The organism is Dethiosulfatarculus sandiegensis, assembly GCF_000931935.2.
GTDB lineage: Bacteria > Desulfobacterota > Desulfarculia > Desulfarculales > Desulfarculaceae > Dethiosulfatarculus > Dethiosulfatarculus sandiegensis.
On sequence record NZ_AZAC01000002.1, the window covers coordinates 31,300 to 55,166 of the forward strand.

At 55.3% G+C, this 23,867-nt stretch carries 21 protein-coding genes and 1 CRISPR repeat array; of the genes, 20 read left to right on the top strand and 1 reads right to left on the bottom strand.

Annotation, left to right across the window (positions count from 1 at the left end; all coding sequences use genetic code 11):
• Window positions 1-20 precede the first annotated feature (20 nt).
• Genes csy1 through cas6f form a run of 4 tightly spaced genes read left to right on the top strand, consistent with a single transcriptional unit; the run spans window position 21 to window position 3,933 of the window.
• Window positions 21-1,367: a type I-F CRISPR-associated protein Csy1 gene (gene csy1 / locus X474_RS01800; RefSeq protein WP_044346389.1), complete on the top strand. Its 1,347-nt coding sequence runs from the start codon at window positions 21-23 to the stop codon at window positions 1,365-1,367.
• On the top strand, window positions 1,360-2,307 hold the full coding sequence (gene csy2 / locus X474_RS01805) for a type I-F CRISPR-associated protein Csy2 (RefSeq protein ID WP_044346390.1): 948 nt from the start codon (window positions 1,360-1,362) through the stop codon (window positions 2,305-2,307). The genes csy1 and csy2 overlap by 8 nt, the downstream gene beginning before the upstream one ends.
• Before the next feature lie 24 nt (window positions 2,308-2,331).
• Window positions 2,332-3,366: a type I-F CRISPR-associated protein Csy3 gene (gene csy3 / locus X474_RS01810; protein ID WP_044346391.1), complete on the top strand. Its 1,035-nt coding sequence runs from the start codon at window positions 2,332-2,334 to the stop codon at window positions 3,364-3,366.
• A gap of 3 nt (window positions 3,367-3,369) precedes the next feature.
• Window positions 3,370-3,933 carry a type I-F CRISPR-associated endoribonuclease Cas6/Csy4 gene (gene cas6f / locus X474_RS01815; RefSeq protein ID WP_044346392.1) on the top strand — a complete coding sequence of 188 codons (564 nt, stop codon included), beginning with the start codon at window positions 3,370-3,372 and terminating at the stop codon, window positions 3,931-3,933.
• A 233-nt stretch (window positions 3,934-4,166) separates the two neighbouring features.
• Window positions 4,167-5,035: a CRISPR direct-repeat array (repeat unit 28 nt; unit sequence GTGAACTGCCGCATAGGCAGCTTAGAAA).
• Between the two features lie 64 nt (window positions 5,036-5,099).
• Here cas6f and X474_RS01820 read toward each other — a convergent pair.
• A complete protein-coding gene (locus X474_RS01820; RefSeq protein ID WP_052514750.1) occupies window positions 5,100-5,438 on the bottom strand; it encodes a DUF3147 family protein in 339 nt (112 codons plus the stop codon).
• Between the two features lie 430 nt (window positions 5,439-5,868).
• Between X474_RS01820 and X474_RS01830 the strand changes: the two genes are divergently transcribed.
• The 16 genes from X474_RS01830 (at window position 5,869) to X474_RS01910 (ending at window position 23,619) form a co-directional block, all read left to right on the top strand.
• Window positions 5,869-7,242, top strand: coding sequence for an FAD-binding oxidoreductase (locus X474_RS01830; protein WP_044346394.1), 1,374 nt, complete (start codon window positions 5,869-5,871; stop codon window positions 7,240-7,242).
• A 98-nt stretch (window positions 7,243-7,340) separates the two neighbouring features.
• A complete protein-coding gene (locus X474_RS01835; protein WP_052514751.1) occupies window positions 7,341-8,960 on the top strand; it encodes an amidohydrolase in 1,620 nt (539 codons plus the stop codon).
• Between the two features lie 382 nt (window positions 8,961-9,342).
• Window positions 9,343-10,428: a TRAP transporter substrate-binding protein gene (locus X474_RS01840; RefSeq protein ID WP_044346395.1), complete on the top strand. Its 1,086-nt coding sequence runs from the start codon at window positions 9,343-9,345 to the stop codon at window positions 10,426-10,428.
• A gap of 106 nt (window positions 10,429-10,534) precedes the next feature.
• Window positions 10,535-11,110, top strand: coding sequence for a TRAP transporter small permease (locus X474_RS01845; protein WP_052514752.1), 576 nt, complete (start codon window positions 10,535-10,537; stop codon window positions 11,108-11,110).
• Window positions 11,107-12,390, top strand: a complete 1,284-nt coding sequence (locus X474_RS01850) for a TRAP transporter large permease (protein ID WP_044346396.1) — start codon at window positions 11,107-11,109, stop codon at window positions 12,388-12,390. The genes X474_RS01845 and X474_RS01850 overlap by 4 nt, the downstream gene beginning before the upstream one ends.
• 5 nt (window positions 12,391-12,395) lie before the next feature.
• Window positions 12,396-13,562, top strand: coding sequence for a pyridoxal phosphate-dependent aminotransferase (locus X474_RS01855; RefSeq protein ID WP_044346397.1), 1,167 nt, complete (start codon window positions 12,396-12,398; stop codon window positions 13,560-13,562).
• Window positions 13,563-13,861: 299 nt separating this feature from the next.
• Window positions 13,862-14,653: an IclR family transcriptional regulator gene (locus X474_RS01865; RefSeq protein WP_052514753.1), complete on the top strand. Its 792-nt coding sequence runs from the start codon at window positions 13,862-13,864 to the stop codon at window positions 14,651-14,653.
• An 81-nt stretch (window positions 14,654-14,734) separates the two neighbouring features.
• Window positions 14,735-15,568 carry a beta-keto acid cleavage family enzyme gene (locus tag X474_RS01870; protein WP_044346400.1) on the top strand — a complete coding sequence of 278 codons (834 nt, stop codon included), beginning with the start codon at window positions 14,735-14,737 and terminating at the stop codon, window positions 15,566-15,568.
• Entirely contained in the window at window positions 15,565-16,890 is a 1,326-nt protein-coding gene (locus X474_RS01875) for an aminotransferase family protein (RefSeq protein WP_044346401.1), read from the top strand. The genes X474_RS01870 and X474_RS01875 overlap by 4 nt, the downstream gene beginning before the upstream one ends.
• 69 nt (window positions 16,891-16,959) lie before the next feature.
• Window positions 16,960-18,153, top strand: a complete 1,194-nt coding sequence (locus X474_RS01880; RefSeq protein WP_044346402.1) for an ABC transporter substrate-binding protein — start codon at window positions 16,960-16,962, stop codon at window positions 18,151-18,153.
• An 80-nt stretch (window positions 18,154-18,233) separates the two neighbouring features.
• Entirely contained in the window at window positions 18,234-19,097 is an 864-nt protein-coding gene (locus tag X474_RS01885; RefSeq protein WP_044346403.1) for a branched-chain amino acid ABC transporter permease, read from the top strand.
• Window positions 19,098-19,106: 9 nt separating this feature from the next.
• Window positions 19,107-20,078 carry a branched-chain amino acid ABC transporter permease gene (locus tag X474_RS01890; RefSeq protein WP_052514754.1) on the top strand — a complete coding sequence of 324 codons (972 nt, stop codon included), beginning with the start codon at window positions 19,107-19,109 and terminating at the stop codon, window positions 20,076-20,078.
• Complete coding sequence (locus X474_RS01895) at window positions 20,075-20,809, top strand: ABC transporter ATP-binding protein (RefSeq protein ID WP_197281942.1); 735 nt, start codon at window positions 20,075-20,077, stop codon at window positions 20,807-20,809. Before X474_RS01890 ends, X474_RS01895 begins: the two co-directional genes overlap by 4 nt.
• Window positions 20,802-21,503, top strand: a complete 702-nt coding sequence (locus X474_RS01900) for an ABC transporter ATP-binding protein (RefSeq protein ID WP_044346405.1) — start codon at window positions 20,802-20,804, stop codon at window positions 21,501-21,503. Before X474_RS01895 ends, X474_RS01900 begins: the two co-directional genes overlap by 8 nt.
• Before the next feature lie 34 nt (window positions 21,504-21,537).
• Window positions 21,538-23,373 (top strand): aldehyde ferredoxin oxidoreductase family protein, encoded by a 1,836-nt coding sequence (locus X474_RS01905; protein ID WP_044346406.1) that lies wholly within the window; start codon window positions 21,538-21,540, stop codon window positions 23,371-23,373.
• A gap of 12 nt (window positions 23,374-23,385) precedes the next feature.
• Window positions 23,386-23,619, top strand: a complete 234-nt coding sequence (locus X474_RS01910) for a MoaD/ThiS family protein (protein ID WP_044346408.1) — start codon at window positions 23,386-23,388, stop codon at window positions 23,617-23,619.
• The last annotated feature ends 248 nt before the right edge of the window (window positions 23,620-23,867 follow it).

Here is a 23,867-nt window from a genome sequence, read left to right on the forward strand (position 1 = left end):
ACAGGGAAAGGTAAAGCTAAATGGCCAATGGACCACCAGACCAGGAAAAAGTGCAGGCCTTAAGGGCTTTAGTTGAGGGGTTCATACAAGAGCGTTTGGCCCCCAAGCTGGAAGTTCATGATAAAAAGCTTGCCAAGGAAATAGACCCTGAAAAAAGGGGGGAGCTGCAAGAAGAACGGGAAAAGATTTTAGAAAAATTTTTAACCAAAAATTGGCTGGAAGACGCGGCCAAAAGGGTGGGGCAGATTCAGCTGGTCAGCCATGCCCTTAAATACACCCACCCCAATGCCAGGGGCAGTAATTTTTATTTCAAGGCGGATCATGCCCATGTGCCTGAGGCATATGTCGGGACCAATTGCCTGGAGGATTTTACAGGTGATGTGGTGGGCAATGCCGCTGCCTTGGATGTTTACAAGTTTTTAAAACAGGAACACCAGGGCCGCAGCCTTTTGGGCTATATCCTGGATCAAGACCCGGCGGTTATCAAGGCTTTGTCTGATGATCGGGAACAGGCAGAATCCTGGTCCCGGACCTTTGCCGGTATAACCGGTTCCGGCCGGGATATGGCCAGCCACAAACTGGCCAAACAGGTTTATTTCCCGCTGAAAGACGGCGGTTATCATCTGTTGGCTCCTTTGTTCCCCAGCAGTCTGGTGCAGGTGGTTTACAACCGCATGAGGGAAGACCGCTTTTCCGAAGAGTCCAAAGAGGCCCGCAAGGCAAAGCGGGAGAATCAAACTTGCGACCACGGCTATGCCGATTATCCGGATATGGCGGTTCAAGCCTTTGGGGGCACCAAACCTCAAAACATCAGCCAGTTAAACAGCGAGCGTCACGGGGAAAGTTGGCTTTTATCATCCAAACCGCCGATCTGGAAAAGCCCTGAAATCAAAGCGCCCCTTGGGGTAAGCACCATCTTTGGCCGCTGGTTCAGCAGTCGGGCTTCGGTGCGCAGCCTTAACAAGTCCTTGTCCGATTACCTGCGCAGTACAGACTACAACAACATGCATATCCGCCAAGGCAGGGCCAAACTGGTGGATCTTATAGTGGATGAGGTCTTGCAGTTCGCGGCTGAAATGGAACAGCTTGATCCCGGCTGGAGCGCAGACCCCGCCTGCACCCTTGATCAGACGGAAAAGCTCTGGCTGGACCCGGACCGGGCAGAGACGGACCAGGCATTTAAGGACCAGAGAAAAATCGGCAAGTGGCAAAAGGAAATAGCCGACCGTTTTGGCAACTGGCTTAACAAACAGCTTAATTTTACTAAAAAGAAGCGTCTTCCCCTGGGGCAGGATGAGCATGAACAGTGGACCGGGCTCATGGAAAAGGCCTTGCAAGGCTTCAAAAAGGAGTTGAGCCATGATTGAGGATCTGGATGGACTCATTTTGTTGCCCCATCTGCGCGTGCAAAACGCAAACGCAGTCTCAGGGCCGCTCACCTGGGGCTTTCCCCCTCCTTCGGCCTTTGCGGGCTGGGTGCATGCCCTGCATAGGGATTTGGCGGAACCGGAGATTGCCTTGGACGGGGTGGGCATTGTTTGTCATGCCTTTGAACCCCAGACCTATAGGCCGGGAGGCAGGTATCACAACCGTTTTTGCCTGACCAGAAATCCGGTCGGCAAAGACGGCAAGCCCATGGGCACTGTGGAAGAAGGCAGGGCCCACCTGGAAGTGAGCCTCTTGATCGGGGTGCAGGGTGACCTGGACCAGGAAGACGGCGAACTCTTGGCCAAGCAGGTTTTGCAAAAGGCCTTGACCAGACGTCTGGCCGGGGGCAGCCTGCTGGAACCAGGGACCCACAAAAGGTTCAGGCCGGATTACCTGGAATTGAGCGGCTACCTGGAAGGAGACCAGGAGCAATTCCGCAAGTTCAGGCGCAAGATGTTGCCGGGCTTTGCCCTTATGAACAGGCACCGGGTGTTGGAAGAGCACCTTGAGGAGATGAGGCAACAAAACCCCCGGGCGACCTCCCTGGATGCGCTTTTGGAACTGGTGCGCCTGAATGTGGACCCGGTTTTGGAAGATCCCCAAGACCCGGAAAAGGTCACCTGGCAGGCCTCCCGAACCAGGCCCGGCTGGCTGGTCCCCTTGCCCATCGGCTACGGGGCCATCTCCCCTTTATACGCGCCGGGCGAGGTGCAAAACACCCGCGACCCGGAAACACCTTTTCGTTTTGTGGAATGCCTTTATTCCCTGGGCGAATGGGTGAGCCCCCATCGCCTGGACTACCCCCAGGAACTCCTTTGGCATCACCAGGCGGACCCGCAAGCCGGAGTTTATCTGTTCACGCAACCGGAAATTAACTGATCCCACATATAAGGAGCGCGATAAATGGCCAAGACAAATTTAAAGACCGCCTCGGTTCTCGCTTTTGAACGCAAGCTCGATCCTTCAGACGCGTTGTTCTATGCCGGTCAATGGGCAGAAAGAGATTCTGAACAAGCCTGGCCTTCGGTGACTGTGCATGAAAAATCAATAAGAGGCACCATCTCCAACCGGCTTAACACCAAGGAACAGGACCCGGCCAAGCTGGACGCCTCCATTCAAAGCCCCAATTTACAGAGAGTGGATGTGGCCACCCTGGCCCCGGATGCAGACACCCTTAGGGTGCGCTTCTCCTTAAGGGTGCTGGGCGGGACCGGCACACCCTCGGCCTGCAACAATGCCGAGTATCGTGAAAAATTAATGAACACCGTTGCCTCTTATGTGGAGGACCAGGGCTTTATGACCCTGGCCAGGCGTTATGCCGTCAACCTGGCCAATGGCCGTTTTTTGTGGCGCAACCGCATCAGCTCCGAAGAGGTGGAGGTGCGGGTTAAGCACCTTAAAAATGGTGAAATAAAAGGGGAATGGCTTTTCAATTCCCTGAACTATTCCCTGAGGGATTTTATTATTCCGGAAGGGGATTTTGACAAGGTGGAAGAACTGGCCCAGGTGATTGAAAAGGGGTTGAGCGGCCGGGAATACGCCCTTTTGGAAGTGACGGCCCATGCCCGCATGGGTGGGGGCCAGGAGGTGTTTCCTTCCCAGGAATTGATACTTGATAAAGGCAGCGCCAAAGGGCAGAAAAGCAAGACCCTGTACAGCGTTTTAACCACTGCCGCCCTGCACTCCCAAAAGGTGGGCAATGCCCTGCGCACCATAGACACCTGGTATGAAGACGACCAGGGCCTGGGCCCCATTGCGGTGGAGCCTTACGGCTCGGTGACTTCCCAGGGCAAGGCTTATCGCCAGCCCAAGAAAAAGATGGATTTTTACAGCCTGTTGGATAATTGGGTGCTAAGGGACCAGTCCCCCAGTGACCAGCAAAAACATTTTGTCATGGCAACCCTGATTCGTGGCGGTGTGTTCGGTGAAAAGGACTGAGCCATGGACAGGTATATTGATCTGACCATATTGCCGGATCCGGAGTTTCAGGCCACGGTCTTGATGAGCGCCCTTTTCAGCAAGCTGCACAAGGCCCTGGTGGCCGAGGGCAGCAGGCAGATAGGGGTGAGCTTTCCCCGGGTGGAGGAAGAGGCTGTGGGCATGGGCCCTGTTTTGCGGGTGCACGGAAGCGCCGGAAACTTGGAAAGCCTCATGTCCTTGAACTGGCTTTTGGGTATGCGCGATCACACCCGGTTGAGCGAAATCGAGCCGGTTCCCCCCAAAACCATGCACCGCATAGTGCGCAGGGTGCAGGCCAAAAGCAACCCCGAACGCCTGCGCAGAAGACTGGCCAAAAGAAAAAATATATCCCTGGAGCAAGCCAGGGAGCTGATCCCAGAAACCGCGGCTCAGAGATTAACGCTGCCCTTTGTGAGCTTGCGCAGCGCAAGCACCGGCAGGTCATTCAGGCTCTTCATAGAGCATCTTCCCTTGGAGCCTGAACCCAAAACGGGCGAATTCAGCCTTTATGGCCTTAGCAGCACAGCCACGGTTCCCTGGTTCTGATTAACCTGCGCCCCCGCTTGAAAAGGCGGGGGCCCAGATGCAAAGTCAAAGAAAAAGCGGCAAAGAAAAGTCGGAATATTTGTGAGTTTGTGATTTATTTTTGACCCTTTTTTTGCGGCTCAAAAAAAGTTATTTAAAATCAGTATATTAGAAACAGGCTAAAAAAAAGGGTTTTTTGAGCTTAAATAGATGTAAATCTTTTTAAATTAATAGCTTAGCTGAAAACAGCTCTAGTGAACTGCCGCATAGGCAGCTTAGAAAGGTAGGAGCGACTAATTCGTGATCGTTTTCCCGTGAACTGCCGCATAGGCAGCTTAGAAATACGAACGATGTAGATAACTGCGTATCGCCGTGTGAACTGCCGCATAGGCAGCTTAGAAAATGGTAGACGGAAGTGCATCAAAAGCCTTAACGTGAACTGCCGCATAGGCAGCTTAGAAATAATTTTCCGCCCGAATCATCAATTCGAAAACGTGAACTGCCGCATAGGCAGCTTAGAAAGGGATGTACTAGAGCGTATAAGTGTCCATTAAGTGAACTGCCGCATAGGCAGCTTAGAAATTGTTGATTAAGTAAGACAGCTCACGCCCAAGGTGAACTGCCGCATAGGCAGCTTAGAAAGCATGAGTGATGGCGATGATTCATACGGCAGTGTGAACTGCCGCATAGGCAGCTTAGAAAGCAAAAAATGGTTGGGATCATGCGCGAAGCCGAGTGAACTGCCGCATAGGCAGCTTAGAAATGGTGGACCAGGTGCAGGGGTGGAACCAGGCCGTGAACTGCCGCATAGGCAGCTTAGAAAACCAGTGCCTTGATCTGCTGTAAAAAGGCTTCGTGAACTGCCGCATAGGCAGCTTAGAAAACCAGTGCCTTGATCTGCTGTAAAAAGGCTTCGTGAACTGCCGCATAGGCAGCTTAGAAATAAAAAGCGGCTTCCGCTTGCGCTTTGCATGCGTGAACTGCCGCATAGGCAGCTTAGAAATTGGGGCCGGAACAGTCGCGACATTGATACGTGCGAACTGCCGCATAGGCAGCTTAGAAAACCAGACGCAGGTCATGACTCCAGCGTATATGGTGAACTGCCGCATAGGCAGCTTAGAAAAATTATCTTTACCTTTAAATTTTCCAATAGATATCAATTGCTAGACAGGCAGCCCCTCCCCTTTCTACCCCCTCAAAAAATACTGATGCCCCACTGCGCCCAAGATCCATACTGCGGCGGAGAGGGTGAAGGCGCTGTAAAAGGAGTAGCCCGCCTTAAGCACACCCAAAAGGCACACAAAGAAAAGAATGCTGGGGATTATGCCCCAGATGGCGGCGCTCGCGGTTTGGATCATAAGGTCCGTGTCGCCCTGATTTTCCCAATGAATCCAGCAGAAGACCAGGGCTCCGGTAAGGGGCATCACCCCTATCAATCCCGCCAGAGGGGGGTATTTTTTGGCCACGCCGGTGGCCAAAAGGATAATCAAGAGGCTTAAACCGATTTTGATTATGGTTTGCAGCATGACGGCTCCGTTTTTTGCAAAGGGAGTTTGGCAAAGAGACTGATTTTAAATTTAGCACAGAGCAAGCCGGGTTGTTATTAAGGGGCGCCAGGTTTGATGGTTATGCTTGAATGCCCCTGTATTTCCTTGTTTAAAACATTTATTATTAATAACAGATATAAATAAGCCGAAACTGAATACCGGCAAGCCCGGTCAGGGCAGATGAAAAAGGTGTTTAACCGGTCCTTGGCCGGCTTATTGGTTTGCGGGGTATTGCGGCTCATAACTCTCGGGTGTAGCTTCAGTGATTCAGCCATGGTCAGCCCTTTAAAGGATTTGGCAGGGGGGTGCCAAGATTTGTCCGTGGCCCACCGCGCTGGTAACTTTTTATAAAAAGCCTCCAGCCTTCCTTATAGAACCTTGACCAGCCCTTGGGGCGCGGGATTGATACATGTCTGAAAAGCTCTACGATTTTTTGGAAAAAACCGTTGGTAAGGATCTTTGGACCAAAGACCTTATCGACCTGGTCTCCTATTCTTCAGATGCTTCCTTGAATAAAAATCGGCCCGAGGCCGGGGTCTGGCCCGAGACTGCGGAACAGGTCGCCGCCATCCTGGCCTTTTGCAACCGGGAAAAAATTCCGGTCACCCCGCGCGGGGCGGGCACCGGCTTGACCGGCCTGGCCGTGCCGGTCCAAGGCGGCCTGGTCATGGACCTGGGGCGCATGGACAAGATCTTGAAGGTCAGCCTGGATGACCGACTGGCCGTGGTCCAGCCGGGTGTGGTCTACGCGGCCCTGGAAGAGGCCCTGGATCCTTACGGCTTTTTCTTTCCCCCGGACCCGGCCTCCGGCAAGGTGGCCACCCTGGGCGGAAACGTCGCCACCAATGCGGGCGGCATGAAAGGCGCCAAATACGGCACCACCAAGGATTATGTGCTGGGCCTGCAAGTTGCCTTGCCCGACGGCAGGCTGATGCGCACCGGCTCCAACACCATGAAGACCTCGTCAGGCTATAACCTCACCCAGCTTTTCGTGGGCTGTGAGGGCACCCTGGGCGTGGTCACCGAGATCACCCTTAAGATCAACCCCAGGCCCACTGCCAACTCAACCGCCCTGGCCACCTTTGACAAAATGGAACAGGCGGGCCGGGCTGTCACCGATATCATGAAAAGCGGCATCATCCCCAGCGTTCTGGAGATAATAGACAACGCCACCCTGGTTGCCATAAACCAGAACAGCGACATGGGCCTGCCCGAGGTCGGCGGCATGCTCCTGGTGGAGACAGACGGCTACACCCAGGGCGAGACCGAGTATCAGCTGGAAAAGGTAATAGATCTTTTCAAGAAAAACGGAGCCCTGGAGGTTCGCAAGGCAGCCAGCGATGAAGAGGCCCAGTCCCTTTGGCTGGCCCGTAAATCCTCCTATGCGGTGATCAGCCGCATAAGCAACGCCCTTTTGGTGGAGGACATGGCCGTGCCCATGAGCCAGGTGGCCTATATGCTGGCCTATCTGGATGACCTGGCCGCCAGGCACAAGGTGCGCATCGCAACCGTGGGCCACGCCGGAGACGGCAACCTGCACCCCACCATCTGTTTTGACGGTACGGATGAAGAAGAAGTGAAAAGGGTGCACGCCGCATCCAAGGAGCTCTTTAAAAAGGTGGTCGAGGTGGGCGGCACCCTCACCGGTGAACACGGCATAGGCATGGACAAGGCACCCTATATGTCCCTTGAACACGATCAGGCGGCCATGGAGACCATGCGGGGTCTTAAGAAGTTCTTTGATCCCAACAATATACTCAATCCTGACAAGATGAGTGTCTAGCAGGTGAAAGGGGCCTCACCCTTAGAGGCCCAACTTTTCTTAACTAAGCCCATAAGAAATGGGCCTTTTTTATGGCGGCTTTTTAGGGGAATTTGAAAATGAGCCTTAAAGCGGACCTTTTGTTTATAAATGCCCGGGTTTTTGACCGGGGTGAAAATCTTGCCCGGGAAGATGCTGTTGCCATCAGACGGAACAGGATTCTGGCTGTGGGTGAAAGCCGGGATTTAAGGCCCCTGATGGGTGCGAACACCATGGTCATAGACCTGGCCGGGGGCTCGCTTTTACCGGGGTTTTTTGATCCGCACCTGCATTTTTACGAGTGGTCCTTAAAACGCAGCCAACTGGACCTTTCCCAGGCAGCCAGCCTGGATGATCTCCTGCAAAAGCTGGATGAATTCCAGGCCGATATGCCTGCCGGGCAATGGCTTTTGGGTTTCAGCTGGAACGAAGTGGACTGGCCCGAGCCCATAATGCCGACCAGGGAATACTTGGACAGGGTTGCCCCGGACCGGCCCGTGGCCCTGTGGCGCTGTGATTTTCACCTGGCTGTGGTGAACTCGATGGCCCTCAAAAGGGCAGGCATTGGTCCGGAGACCCCGGACCCGGCCGAAGGGCGCATAGAAAAAGACGCCAAGGGCGTTCCCACCGGAGTCTTAAGGGAGCTGGCCATCAATCTTATAAGGGATAAGATTCCGGCCTCCACAGACGAACAGGTGATGGATGCCCTGGAAAAGGGCGTCAAGGCGGCCCATGCCCTGGGCATAACCGCTTTGCAGGATGTGCGGCTCATGGATGACACAGACGGCCCGGCCATGTTGCGGGCCGCCAGACGCTTGGAGGAAAAGGGCCTCCTTGACCTGCGTCTTTGGGTGAGCCTGGCCGCCAATCAGCTTGATGAAGCGGTGGCCTTGGGCCTGCGCACCGGCCTGGGTAGTGATCGGCTCAAGATAGGGCATATCAAGTATTTCAGTGACGGCGGCATGGGTGGCCGCACCGCCTGGATGCTCGAGCCTTATCTGGATGGCCAAACCGGTATGCCCTTGATCGACCCGGCGGATCTGGAAAAGGAAGTGGCCAAGGCCCAGGCCGCCGGACTGGCGGTTATGATCCACGCGGTCGGCGATAGGGCGACCAGGGAAGTCATAGGCGTATTTGAAAAAACAGCCGCGCCGGCCTTGCTCGGAGGCTCCGGCCCGGCCTTGCCCCACCGCATAGAGCATGTGCAGAATATCCATCCCGATGATCTGCCCAGGCTCGGCAGACTGCCGATCGCCGCCTGCCTCACCCCGCCGAATCTGGTTTTGGATATTAATACTGTGGATAAAAGCGTGGGCAAAAGGGGTCGCTACACCTATGCTTTAAAGGATATCCTGGCTTGCGGAGTGCCTACCATGTTCAGCTCGGACTGCCCGGTCTGTTCTCCCGACCCGCTTTTGGGGATCAGGGCGGCGGTAACCAGGCAGCGGCTCGACAACACCCCGGCAGGCGGCTGGCATCCCGAATCGAGAATCAAAACCGCCCAAGCGGTGCAAGCCTATACCGAAAAACCGGCTGTTCTGCATAATGCCGGAAAAGAGCTGGGAAGGGTGGCTCCGGGATATATGGCGGACCTGGTGGTGTTGGATAAAGATATCCTGACCTGCCCGCCGGAAGACCTGCACAGGCTTAAAATTCGCTTTACCGTTTTTGAGGGCAGGGTGGTTCACCAGGCTGAGTAAAAAAAGACCCGAATTTCAGCCAGGCTTAAGGCCTTATCATGGCCGATTTTTTATTGAAAAAACGCAAGAGATTTGAAAAGATGCCAAAATATAAATTTTTACTGGTGGTTAAGGTTTAAACTTTTCCCTTGGAGAAAATTTTGGAACCTTGACTTACCCAGCGCAACCAGCTATTTTTTGGCATTTCCGTGGTAAGCTAAGGGGGTTTTGCAAGAAGGCCGCAGTTGTATCTGATTCCGGGGACAGCCTTGGGATCCGCTGTTTTTCGAAATCTCCCGTAGACGGTTTCGTCCGGCCAAGCCGCGAGAATAAATGGACAGGGCAAAGCTCCTTATAGGGTACTGCCCGCCTTGGTTGTTCGCTTACATGAAAGGAAAGTCAAATGAAGAAATTGACAGTGCTTATGCTCGCCCTGGCCCTGGCGCTTTGTTTCAGCGTCGCTGCCAGTGCCAAGGTTACCATAAAATTGGCCAACTCCGGTCCGGATCGCCCGGATAACCGAACAGTCAAGGCTGTGGCTATCTTCAAGGACATGGTGGAAAAGGGAACCAACGGCGAGGTGGAGGTCAAGGCCTACCACGCCAGCAAGCTCGGTAATGAGCGCGAGGCCCTGGAAGGCGTCAAGATGGGCACCATCCAGATGGGCACCCTCTCATCCGGCGCGGTCCCCGGCTTTTTCCAGGAGGTCATGGCCTTTGATATCCCCTATTTCGTATCCTCCGCCCCGGCTGCCTGGGAGGTCTTTGAGTCTCCTTTTGCCGAGAAATTCAAAGATGCCTTCTTGAAAAAGACCGGCGTGCGCATCCTGGGCATCACCGAAAACGGCTACCGCCACTTCACTAACGGGGTGCGGGAAGTCAAGGTTCCCAAGGACATGGAAGGACTTAAGGTCCGCACCATGGAGAATCCGGCCCACATGGCCATGGTCAAGTCTCTTGGCGCCAACCCCACCCCGGTTCCCTTTGGCGAACTTTACATGGCGCTGCAGCAGAACGTGGTCGACGCCATGGAATGTCCCATTGTGCTGATCTACGACATGAAGTTCTATGAGGTGCAGAAGTACATGACCTTGGACGGTCACCTCTACAACCCGCTTTTCATCTTTATCAACGACCGTTTCTATAACAAGAAACTCACCCCTGAGCAGCAGAAGGTGGTGGCCGACGCAGCCAAGGTCATGGTCATGACCCACGCCGGATTCAGCCAACTCGCCAACAGGGAGGGCCTGGATAAGTTGAAAGCCAAGGGTATGCAGGTCTACAAGCCCACGCCTGAGGAACTGGCCCAGTTCCGCAAACTGGCCCAGCCCGCCGGGTTGGAGTTTATCCAGGGCAAGATCGGCAAGGAATGGGTCGACGGAGCTTTAGAGGCTGCCAAGGTCGCAGAGGTCAAGGTGGGCGACAAGGCCGACGCCATTGTGCAACAGCACATTGACAAGGCCCAGGAACTTTACAAGAAAATTAAATAAGGCCTTATTGGTCTGCTGAATTCGGGGGCAGGGGGTGGTGTTCAAGGCCACCCCTTCCCCTTTGTTTTTGCCAGGGCCGAGGCAAAAGGCCTCCAGGGTAAATTAAATGAAAAACCTTTCCTTTTATATAAACCGCCTGGCCAACGGTCAGGTCCGGTTCTGCAAGAAAATGCTCCTGGTCCTGGGGCTCTCCATGACCATCCTCATTTTGGTGCAGGTGTTTTTCCGCTATGTGGTGGATGAATCCATCTCCTGGTCCGAGGAAGCGGCCCGTTACCTTATGGTCTGGATGGGCGCTCTGGGCGCGGTGGTTGCACTGCGCCAGGGCCGTCACATCGGGGTCAGGGTTTTGGTGGAGCGTTTGCCGGAAAACAGCTATGACCGCTTTATCGTGCCCCTGGTGCAGGTGACCATCGGAACCTTTTTGTTCTTTTTGTTTTGGCAGGGCGTGGAGCTGGCTGTGTTTAACTATGACCAGCTGTCTCCGGCGCTGGAGATTCCCATGCTCTTTCCCTATGCCGCGGTTCCGATCGGCGCTTTGATGATGATTCTGGATATTTTCGCCGATATGCTGGAGGACCGCTGGCCCACCCCGGCCGGTTCCCGGGCCAATCTGGCCGCCGCCACTTTGGAAGGCTCCAAGACCGGGGATTCCTGCCAGACTGGGGAGGAAGCCAAATGATAACTATTTTAGGAATTGTTTTTCTGGTTACCCTGGCCTTGGGCATACCTGTGGCATTTTGCCTGGGTATAACCAGCCTCACCGCCCTTTGGATGATGGATGTGCCGCTTCTGGTCCTGGCCCAGCGCACCTTTACCGGGGTGGACAGCTTTCCCTTGATGGCTGTTCCCTTTTTTGTGCTGGCCGGTGAGCTTATGAATAAAGGCGGCACCACCCAAAGGCTCATTGACTTTGCCCATGCCCTGGTGGGGCGCATCCCCGGCGGCCTGGCCCACACCAATATCGTGGCTTCCATGTTTTTTGGCGGCATAAGCGGATCCGCAGTGGCGGACGCGGCCGCCATGGGCACAATCCTGGTGCCGGGCATGACCAAAAAAGGCTATCCCGCCGGGTTTTCGGCCGCGGTAACCGCCGCTTCTTCAACTATGGGCCCCATTATTCCGCCTTCCATTTTTATGGTGATCATGGGCGTGACCACGGGCCTTTCCATTGGCGGGCTCTTTGCCGCGGGCGTGGTCCCCGGCTTTTTGCTGGGATTCACCATGATGGCCTACTCCTGGTATCTGGCTGTGCGCCGGGGCTTTCCCAGGGAAGAAGGCTGGATGGGGTTCAGTCAATCAGTCAAGTCCTTTGTCAGGGCCTTTCCCGCGCTTTTGGCTCCCATAATCATTCTTGGCGGCATCTTGGGCGGAATCTTTACAGCCACCGAGGCCGCGGCTGTGGCGGTTTTTTATGCCTTTCTCCTGGGAATCTTTGTATTCAAGGAACTTAAGCTAAAAGACCTGCCCGAGATATTCATCAATTCAGGGGTCACCACAGCGGTATTGCTTTTGATCATCGGCATGGCCAACATCTTCGCCTGGGTGCTCACAGCCGAGCAGATTCCCCAGCAGATCGCCGATGTCATGCTCAAGATCACCAAAAACCCCTATATGATCCTGCTTTTCATAAACCTGTTTTTGATCTTTATCGGCATGTTCCTTGAAGGCGGGGCGGCCATCATTATTCTGGCTCCCACGCTTTTGGCCGTGGCCACGGCTGTGGGAATTCAGCCCTTGCATTTCGGCCTGGTGATGGTTTTGAATATTGTGGTGGGGCTTTTGACTCCGCCTTTGGGGGTGTGCCTGTTTGTGGTCTGCGGGGTGACCGGGCTCAGCCTTTCCCGCATAACCAAAGCCGTGCTTCCATTTCTGGCACTTGAATTCGGGGTGCTTTTGCTGGTGACCTATGTGCCGGGCATCATCCTGGCCATTCCCACCTGGTTGGGCTACATGAGGTGATAAATATGCAGGAAAAGAAACTTTGCCGCACTGTGCGCCAGGTCGAGCCCTCTCCCATCAGGGAGATGTTCACCAAGGCCACGGAATATGAGAATGTGATTTCCCTGGGCATCGGCGAACCGGATTTTCACACTCCTGCTCCGGTAAGTCAGTCCGCCCTGGAAGACGCCCTGGCCGGTTATACCCACTACACCGCCAGTCAGGGACAGCCCGAACTGCTCGACGCCTTGACCGCTTACCTCAACCCTAATTACGGCGGCGAGCTCAAGCGTGAGAATATCATGCTCACCGTAGGCGGCATGGGGGCTTTGGTGGGCAGTTTTCGCGCCATATTTGATCCGGGCGACGAGATCATTGTTCCGGAGCCCTATTTCCCGGCCTACAAGGCCATGATAGCGCTTTCAGACGGGGTCATGGTGAATGCGCGCACCACTTTTGAAGACGGCTTTACCGTAAAGCCCGAGGAGATAGAGCGCCGCATCACCCCCAAAACCAAGGCGATTTTACTTAACAGCCCCAACAACCCCACCGGGGCCATGATCCCGAAAGAAGACCTGGATCAGATCGCCGAGCTGGTGAAAAAACATGACCTGCTGGTCATTTCAGATGAAGTCTACGACCGGTTTGTGTTTGACAACCAAAAGCATGATTCCATTTACAACAGACCGGGCATGGCGGAACGAACTTTGGTGATTGGCTCTTTCAGCAAGGCCTTTGCCATGACCGGCTGGCGTTTGGGCTGGGTCTTTGGACCCAAGGAGCTGATAGCGGGCGTGCTCAAGGTGACCACCTTCTACACCTCCTGCCCCAGTTCGGTCAGCCAGAGGGCGGGCCTGGCCGCCTTGAACCAGCCTGAGGAGACCTGGCTCGAGATATCCCGGGCCTTTGAAAAAAGGCGCGATATAGCCTATGAGGCCTTGAGCGCCATGGATGGGGTCAAGGTTCACAAGCCTGCGGGATCGTTTTATATCTTCCCCTCAATAAAGGAACTGACAGACGACACCCTGGCTTTCAGCCTTGAGCTTTTGGATAAAAAGCAGGTGGTTGTGGTTCCGGGCAGCGGGTTTGGCCCCTCCGGCACTGATTGCGTGCGCCTGGCCTGCACAGTAAGTGAAAAAGACCTCACCCTGGCTTTGGAAAAGATGGCTGATTTTTGCAAGGCCCTTAAGTAACGGGAAATCAGGTTTAATTACAAACCGGTCAGGGTGCTTTCCAAAGGGCCCCTGGCCGGTTTGCTTAAAAACCTGGAGCTTTTTGCAAGTTTCTTTTTTTCAACCCTGAAACGAATAATTCAAAAAATTAAAACCAATCCAAGCGAGCCATTTCAAAGATCAAAGCCTGCTTTGAAATTGGTTTTCCGGAATGGTCTTTTTATCTCCTATTGACTTGAGGGGTTAATACGTATTATGATCTGCGCATAGTAAAATATATTTTCGCCATGTGTAAACTATTTATTGCTGGGGAGAGAATAGTGAGCGCGGATCATGCACGCTACTTTTTAAAATCCCTGGCCAAGGGAATGCATGTGCTGGAGACCCTGGCCAAGTCGGGCGAGCCCTTGCCCCTGGCCGAGCTTTCCCGGCGGGCAGGCACCAACAATGCCACTGTGACCCGCATCTGCTTCACCTTGAGTGAACTTGGCTTTATCATCCGCGATCGGCAACGGCGTTTTCTGCTCACCCCCAAACTGCTTTACCTGGGCAATGCCTCCATATCGAGCCTGGGCTGGCGACAGGTGGCGCAACACTACCTGGAAAAATTGGCTCAGCAGACCGGAGAGACGGTCAACCTTTCCATATTGCAGGGAAACGAGCTCATGTACCTGGTCCGGATCAATAACACCGGACGCATCCTGCCTTTTGACCTGCAGCTGGGTTCCAGGCTGCCCTTGCATTGCACCTCCATGGGCAAATCCCTTTTGGCTTTTTTGAACAAAGATGAGCTGGACAGGATCTTGGATGGTTATGAATTCAACCGCATAACCCATCGCACCCTTAAAAATGAACGGGAGTTTTTAAAAGAATTGGGACGGGTGCGCAAACAGGGTTATTCGGTGAACGACGAAGAGCTTTCCGTGGGGCTTAGGAGTGTGGCGGTTCCGATCAAGGATTCGGAGGGTCACGCCCTGGCCGCCCTTAATATCGCTGTGCCCACCAGGAGAGTCAGCCGCCGGGATCTGGTGGAAAGGCTGGCGCCTTTGGCCATGGCCACGGCCCGTGAGATCCAAAGGGCCTTAAGCTCCATGAAGACAGGTCAAACATAAGGGACTTTTTCATTTCAGTAGGCTAACTATTTTAAATCATAGATAAATTTGAAATCAGAAACCTGTATTGCCGAGGATGAAATGAGCGAAAAACTTATTATAACCATAGCTCCTACGGGATCGGTTCCAAAGAAAAAACAGACCCCCCATGTGCCGGTGACCACGGAAGAAATAGCCAAAGACGCCCTGGCCTGCGAAGAGGCCGGTGCATCTATCCTGCATATACACACCAGGGATGAACAGGAAAACCCCTCAGACGATCCCAGGCGTTTTAAAGAGGTTGTGGATGCGCTTAAGGGAAAGGCCAAAATGATCATGCAGATATCCACCGGCGGCAGGGCCGGGTCGGATACTGCCAGCCGCTTGCAGCGCCTTTCGGTCGGAGGGGAGATGGCCTCGCTTTCCACGGGTAGTGTGAATTTTCCCAATAGCGCCTATGTGAACCCCCCTGATCTCATCGAGGCCCTGGCGGGGGAAATGCTGAAATTGGATATCAAGCCGGAGATCGAGGTCTTTGACCTGGCCATGCTTCATAACGCCTTGGCATTAAGGGAAAAAGGCCTTTTGCGAAGCCCCTTGCACTTTAATTTTGTCATGGGGCTCAAAGGGGCCATGCCCGCCCGCATAGAGCATCTGGTTCATCTCACCGGGTTTTTACCAAAAGGCTCCACCTGGAGTGTCAGCGGTGTGGCGGCGGCCCAGCTTCCCATGGCTGTGCATGCCATCTTGATGGGCGGCCATGTGCGGGTTGGCTTGGAAGACAACATTTATTTCAAAAAGGGTGAACTGGCCACCAATGCCGGGCTGATCAAACGAATTGTGGAGATAAGCCGCATTTTAGGGCGTGAGGTGGCCACGCCTGACCAGGCCAGGGATATTCTGGGCCTTAAGCCCGGAAAAGGGGGCGGGTCATGATCCGTCCGGGGCATGTTTTTCACAGGAAGCCAAGCGGTCTGTTGCCTTCCGCTCAAAGCGCCGAAGGGGTGACTATTTTGGATAATTACGGCCGCCGCTATCTGGATGCCTCGGGCGGGGCCGTGGTGGTGAACCTGGGCCATGCCCGGCCTGAAATAGCCCGGGCTGTGATGGAGCAGCTCAGCCAGGGCTATTATTTTCATCCCACCATGTTCACCACCCAGGTGGTGGAGGACTTGGCGACCTCCCTGGCCGCCCATGCGCCTTTGGGAATCAGCCGGTTTTATTTTATGACCACCGGGTCGGAAGCCGTGGAGACGGCGATCAAGCTGGCCAGACAGATTCAGTTGGCCAGGGGCGAAGAGTCCAGGCACAGGCTGATTTCAAGGTGGCGCTCGTATCACGGGCTCAGCCTGGGGGCCCTGGCCGCCACGGGGCGCACCTCTTTTCGCACGCCTTTTGCGCCCATGTTCAAGGATTCAATTCACATACCGCCGCCCTATTGCCTGCGCTGCTCCTATGGGCTTGAACCCGAATCCTGCGGCTTAAGGTGCGCCGAGGCCCTGGAAGAGGAGATCCTGAATTTGGGACCGGAGACGGTTTCCGCCTTTCTCGGCGAGACGGTGAGCGGGGCCACCCTGGCGGTTTATCCGCCGCCAAAAGGTTATTGGCCCAAGATCAGGGAGATCTGCGATCGTTACGGGGTGCTTTTAATTCTGGACGAGGTGATGAGTGGAATGGGGCGCACCGGCAAGTGGTTTGCCAGTGAACATTACGGCATATCGCCTGATCTGGTCACCCTGGGCAAGGGCTTAAGCGGAGGCGCCCTGCCTCTTTCGGCCGTGGGGGTGCAGGAAGAGCATTACAGCCTAGTGGTGGAAACAGGCGGTTTTGTGCATGGGGGCACCTTTTCCCATCACCCGGCCTGCGCTGCCGCTGGCCTGGCCGCAGTGAAGATTCTGGAAAATGAGGATCTGGTGCAAAGGGCCCGGGACAAGGGAGAGATCCTGGGGGCCAAGCTTGAGCACGCCTTAAGTGATCACCCACATGTCGGAGATATCCGGGGCCTGGGCATGATGTGGGGCGTGGAGCTGGTCAAGGAAAAGGAAACCTTAAAGCCCTTTGACCGTTCCGCCCTGGTTTTGGAAATGGTCTGGGAAAAGCTTTTTTCAGATGGGGTGATCCTTTACAAATCCCTGGGTCTGGCGGGCAAGGACGGCGAGGGCCTGGTGGTGGCCCCGCCTTTTGTAATCAATGAACCGGAGATGGATATGCTGGTTTCAGCCCTCAAAGGGGCCTTGAACCATGTGCTGGGAGTATAGGCAAAAGAGGGGGCGAGGGATCTGATCCCTCGATTATCCAAGGTTTTACCTGTTGGAAAAGGAGGGAACGTGAACAGGCTTAAAAAAGTATTGTGTCTTTTGGCTGTGATTTCCGTGGCTGCCTGGGGCATGGCTGGCGTGGCCCTGGCCGCGGATACGGTCAAGATCGGGGTGGTGGGTCCGCGCACCGGCGGCGCAGCCGCCACGGGCACGGCCTTTGAAGAGGGCATTGAGCTGGCCCTGGAGAAGATCAACGCCGGTGGCGGTCTTTTGGGTAAAAAGGTTGAGGTTGTGTTTGAGGACACGGCCGGAGACCCGGCCAAGGCGGCCAGCGGCATTGAAAAACTGATCACCAAGGACAAAGTCGCCATGGTGCTCGGCGAGTCCCACAGCTCCGCCGCCCTGGCTGAGATCGATGTGGCCAACCGCTACAAAGTGCCGTTGATCATTGCCGAGGCCTGGCATGACGACATCACCAAGAAAAACTACCCCTATGTCTTCAGGGCCGGTCCCTGCAACAGCGGTGTGGTGAACGAAAACATCATCGGCTTTGTCAAGGACTACAAGTTCAAAAAAGTGGCGATCTTTGCCGAGAACACCGACTGGGGCATGGGCATCAAGGACCTGGCCGAGGTGGCTTTGAAAAAGGCCGGCATTGAGTTCATGACCATAATCACCGAGCGCAAGAGCCAGGACCACTATGCCGAGCTGAACAAGGTCAAGAAATTCAAGCCGGACCTGATCCTGGCCTTTGTCTATGGCTTTGGCGTGCATTACCTGATCGCCCAGGCCGGTGAAGTAGGCATGATTCCCGGCCAGGCCCTTTTGCTGGAAGGCGCGGGTCCTCCTTCCCTGTGGCCCCAGTTCTGGGACACTGTGGGTAAATACGGCAACCTGGAGCTGTTTGTCTCCCGCATGCACGAAAAGGTGATGCTCACAAAGGTGGCCAAGGATTTTGACCAGGCCTATCGCAAGAAATTCGGCAAGGCTCCCACGGATTACAAATCCCGCTCCATCTACGATGTGATTTTGATCGCGGCAGACGCCTTGAAGAGGGCCAAATCCACAGACGGCGACAAGCTGGTCAGCGCTTTGGAAAAGACCAACCTGGAAGTATCTTCGGGCATGGTGAAATTCGGCACTGAAAAGGGCTCCTATGCCTATCACCAGTGGCAGCCGCCCATGCTGATCATCCAGTGGCAGGACAAAAAACAGGTGGTGGTCTATCCCCTTTCGGGCAAGACCGGCGATCTTAAGAAGTAAAAAAAATATGAAAAACCGGGAGGATCGCCTTAAAGGCGGCCTCCCGGCCACCCTAACGCCAAGGAAAGGAAGACAGGTCCATGGAAGACCTGCTGCTCTATTTGACCAACGGGGTGGTTATGGGAACCACCTATGCCCTGGCCGCGCTCGGCGTCACCCTGATTGTGGGCATCATGGGTATTATCAATTTTGCCCATGGCGAGTTCTATGTACTGGCCGGATATTTCAGCGCCCTGTTTGCCCAGGGAGCCGGTCTGGACCCCATATCCTCCATGCTGATTGCCGTGATTCTGGTTTTTTTCGTGGGCCTCGCGGTGGAGCGCACTTTGATCCGCCCCACTTACGGCGACGAACTGTATTCTCTTATAATTACCTTTATTCTTTACATAATTCTGCAAAATGCCTATCTGGTTATCTTTGGCCCCTTCCCGAGCAAGCCTCCGAACTGGGTAAGCGGGGCCAGTAACCTGTTCGGGCTTTTCTATTACGGCAATCAAAGGCTGGTTTCCTTTGCCGCATCAGCCGTATTGATAGCCCTTTTCATGGTCGTCATGCACAAGACCTGGCTGGGCCGGGTGATAAGGAGCGTGGCCATGGACAGGGAAATGGCATCCATGCTGGGGGTTAACACCGCCAGGGTGAATATGCTCTCCTTTGGCCTGGGCTGCGTGCTGGCCGCCTTGGCGGGCGTGATCCTGACCCCGGTCTTTCCGGTGACCCCCACAGTGGGGGTGGGTGTCTCGCTAACCGCCTTTGTGGTGATGATTCTGGGCGGGCTCGGCTCTTTCTCCGGCTGTATTGTGGGCGGCATACTCCTGGGCATTGTGGAGAACCTGGGGGTCGGCTACCTCTCCAGCGGATACAAGCACCTGTTCGGGTTCGTGATTCTGATCTTGGTGCTCTTTTTCCGGCCCACCGGCTTCTTTGGCCAGAAACAAATCTAGGGGGTGAGCATGCAGGCAGCGACAACTATAGGAAGTGGGAACAAGCCGGCCTTGACGGGGTTCACCCCCTGGCTTGTCTGTCTGGCGGTGTTTGCCCTTCTGCCCCTGACCCTGGGGCCGTATTGGCTCAACAGCGCCATAATGGGCTTGTTTTATGTGATGATGGCCTCTTCCTGGAACCTTTTGGCGGGCTATACGGGACAGGTCTCCTTTGCCCATGCCGCCTTTGCCGGGATCGGCTGCTACACCTCGGGCATACTCTCGGCCAAACTTGGGCTGCATCCCCTTTTGGGCCTGCCTTTGGGCGTGGCCATGGCCGCGCTGCTTTCCCTGGCCCTGGGAGCCCTGTGCATCCGCATGGGCGGGATTTACCTCTCTCTAACCACCCTGGGGTTCTCCGAGATAGTGCGTATTGTGATCCAAAACGAATATGAGATCACCAGGGGCACCATGGGGCTCAAGGTCCCCTTTATTATCGGCCCTTATTCCAAGATCACCGCCTTTTACCTGATGCTTGCGGTGGCCGTGGCCATGGTGGGGTTGATCGCCTGGCTGGTCAACTCCGATATGGGGCTTAAGTTCAGGGCGGTTTTAAACGATGAGACCGCGGCCCGCTCCCTGGGCGTCAACGTAACCAGGGCCAGGGTCTTTGCCTTTGTGATCTCAGGGGCCATGGCAGGGCTGGCCGGTTCAATTTATGGCCATTACCTGCTTTTGATAACCCCTCACATCCCTTCCCTGGACCTCATGTTCCATGTGCTGGCCATGGCGGTAATCGGCGGTCTGGGCACTTTGGCCGGGCCTGTGGTGGGAGCGCTTCTACTGGAGGTCTTAAGCGAATTCGTAAGGCATTTCAGCGACAAATATCACATTTTGGTTTTTGGCTGCGTGGCTCTTTTGTTTGCCCGTTTTGCGCCCCAGGGCCTGGTGGGGCTGGTCGGCGACTGGTGGAAAAAGGCCGGAGCAAAGGGGGGTGAATGATGAGCCTCTTGGAAATCAAAGACGCCTGTAAACGTTTCGGAGGGGTGCAGGCCATAAGCGAGGTGAGTTTCAGGGTGGAGCAGGGGGAGATCCTGGGGCTTATCGGGCCCAACGGCGCGGGCAAGACCACTCTCTTCAATCTGATCACCGGCGCAATTCAGATGGACAGGGGCTCTGTTTTATGGGACGGCAGGGAGATCACCGGCCTGAGGCCGGATCTGGCCTGCAAGGCCGGTATATCCCGCACTTTTCAGGTGACCAGACCCTTTGGACGCATGACCTGCCTGGAAAATGTATATGTGCCTCTACTGGAGAATCAGCCGAATTTAAAAGGCAAGGCAAGGCAACAGGAGTCCGCCCGGCTATTAGGGGTAACCGGCCTGGCCGGAAAAGAGGCATGGCTGGCCGAAAGCCTTAATCTCATTGATAAAAAGCGCCTGGAGTTGGCCCGCGCCCTGGCGGCCGGACCCAGGTTGATTCTTTTGGATGAGGTTCTGGGGGGCTTGAACACCATGGAGATGCAGGATGCGTTGAAGCTGATCAAGTCCATTAGGGATGAATACGAGATGACAGTGGTCTGGATCGAACACATCATGGGTGCGATCATGAGCGTATGCGAAAGGGTTTTGGTGCTGGATATGGGCCGACTCATCTGTCAGGGCGAGCCGGGTGTGGTCTGTCAGGACCCGGCGGTGATAGAGGCCTATCTGGGGGAGCAGGCCGATGCTTGAGGTAAAAGACTTAAAGGCAAGCATAGGAGAGAACCGGGTTTTACGCGGCATATCCCTTGAAGTGCCCCAGGGTTCGTCTGTGGCGGTTCTGGGGGCCAACGGGGCCGGAAAATCCAGCCTCATAAGGACCATAACCGGTCTGCTCAAGGCCACGAGCGGCAAGGTGCTGTTAAACGGCGAGGAGATCCAGAACCAGCCGCCCCATGTAATCAGCCGCCTGGGCGTGGCTGTGGTGCCTGAGGGAAGGCGCATGTTCGCGGATATGAATGTGCAGGACAACCTCATGATGGGGGCCTTTCTGCCCAGGGGCCGCAAAATGCTGGACCAGACCATGGAAGAGGTCTTGAGCCTGTTTCCGGTTTTAAAAGAGCGCCTGGACCAAAGGGCAGGGACCCTTTCCGGCGGAGAACAGCAGATGTTGTCCATAGGCCGGGCCCTTATGTCCAGGCCCGTACTTTTGATCCTGGATGAACTTTCCCTGGGCCTGGCTCCCGTGATTGTGCAGGAGATCTACCGGGTTTTGGAGAAGGTCAGGCAAAGAACCACCATGCTTTTGGTGGAGCAGTCGGTGGAGATGGCTTTGAGGAACACAAGCTATGCCTATCTCCTGGAGACCGGAAGCCTTTCAAGGCAGGGAGCTTCGGCCGATCTGCTGGCAGACCCGGGCTTGAAAGAGGCCTATCTGGGCCTGTAGGCCTGGCCCCGGCCAGGCAAAAGGAGACGTTTAAATGAAGGGTTGGTGCGGAAAGATATTGCTGGTGGATTTGACCGGGGGGGAGCTTGAAACCTTGCCCCTGGATCCAAAGCTGGCCCGGGACTATATCGGCGGCAGGGGGCTCGGTATAAAACTGCTTTTGGATCGGGTCGACCCCCTGGTGGACCCTTTGAGCCCGGAAAATGAGCTGATAATGGCCACAGGCCCCTTGACCGGCACCACCGCCCCCACCGGGGCCAGATATATGATCATGACCAAATCCCCCTTGACCGGAGCCATAACCTGTTCCAACTCAGGGGGGCATTTCCCGAGTGAGCTGAAAAAAGCGGGTTGGGACGCAATTCTGTTTACCGGCAGGGCGACAAAGCCGGTTTATCTTTGGATTGAGGATCAAAAAACCGAGTTAAGGGACGCAAGCCATATTTGGGGAATGGAGGTCCCCCAGGCCGACGAAGTGCTCAAAAAAGAGACCCTGTTAAAGGCCAGAACCACCCTGATCGGCCCTGCCGGTGAGAACGGAGTGCTTTTTGCCTCTGTAATGAACGATAAGCACCGGGCCGCCGGGCGCTCCGGGGTGGGTGCCGTGATGGGCTCGAAAAATCTGAAGGCCGTGGTGGTTAAGGGAAGCGGCAAGGTCGATCTGGCCGATCCCGAGGGCTTCAAGGAGCTGGCCAAAGGTTTTGTAAAGGGGTTTAAAGAATCCTTTGCAGGCGGCCCGGTTCCCCTGAGAAAGTGGGGCACCCCCATCACCGCTGTGGGCACCCAGAACGTCGGAGTTTTTCCCACCAGAAATTTTCAGTTCGGCCAGTTTGAAAAATGGGACAGTGTGGGCGGCGAGGCCCTTACCGACACCTATCTGACCCAGGCCAAGGCCTGCCATGCCTGCCCCATAGCCTGCGGCAGGGGCACCAAGGTGCCGGACGGCCCTTATGCCGGTGAGGGTGAAGGCCCTGAATATGAAACCATTTATGCCTTTGGCAGCGACTGCGGGGTGGATGACCTGGCCGCTGTGACCAAGGCCAATTACATCTGCAACGAAATGGGGATGGACACCATAACCATGGGGGCCACCATTGCCTGCGCCATGGAGATGAGTGAAAAGGGCCTGATTCCGGCCGAGGATGTGGGCTTGAACCGGGAGCTTAAGTTCGGCGACGCCCCGGCCATAGTGGAGCTGACCCGCCTGACCGGCGAGCGAAAGGGCTTTGGCAGGCTCCTGGGGCTGGGATCCTTGCGCCTGGCCACCCATTACGGGCATCCTGAATTTGCCATGGTGGCCAAGGGCCAGGAGTTTGCCGGATACGACCCCAGGGGGGAGCAGGGCATGGGCCTGGCCTATGCCACCAGCCCCATAGGCGCTTCTCACATGCGGGGAGATCCGGCCTATATCGAGATCCTGGGGGTGCCTAAATTGGTGGACCCCTTGAGCATCAAGGGAAAGCCCCAGTTGATCAAGGATTGGCAGGATGTCTTTTGCGTCATAGACGCGGCCGGGGTTTGCGTGTTTTTTTCGGTGAGGAACTTTGTGCTCCCCGATGAGACCATTAAGCCCGAAGGAATAAAAGACCTTTTGAATGCGGCCACTGGCTTGGATTATTCTATGGATGAGGTCTGCCGGGCCGGGGAGCGCATATTTAACGCGGAAAGGGTGTTTTTGAACCGGGCCGGTTTTAAGAGGGCCCAGGACACCCTGCCCCCGCGCATGCTTTCCGAGCCTGTGCCCGAAGGCCCGGCCAAGGGCATGGTCTGTCGCCTGGAAGAGATGCTGACCGAGTTTTACACCCTAAGGGGCTGGACCCAGGACGGGGTTCCCAGCCCGGAGAAGCTGGGCCAACTGGGGCTGGCCTGAGATGTGTTGTCTATGCTGATAAAGGTTAAACTTCTGCTGACTTTCAAGGACAGGGCGCCCCAAAAGGAGCAGCCCTTTGGCCTTGAATTGCCTCCCGGGGCCACGGTTGGGGCAGCCTTTGCCGCTTTGGGTATAAAGCCTGAGGAAAAAAAGGTTGCCCTGCTAAACGGCAGGGTGGTCGAACCTGAAAGGGAATTGTCCCAGGATGATCTTTTGACTGTGTTCCCGCCTTTGGAAGGCGGCTGACAAAGCCTGGGAGTAGATTGCCTGTAAGCTGACGGCGCCGGGCGCGGACCAGATTCCGCGCCCGGTTTTTTTGGCTTGGGAAAGCGGGGTTGAAACAGCCGTCCCGGCCGGGGCGTCGCCCCTGAAAAGGCCCTGATCAGCTATTCACTTTAGTCTCTTAATATCCGCAGGTTTTTATGGGCAGACCCTTGTGCCCGAACCAAGCTTGTTGTAAGGCTTTAGCAGGTCTTTGCAAATTGAAACATCGG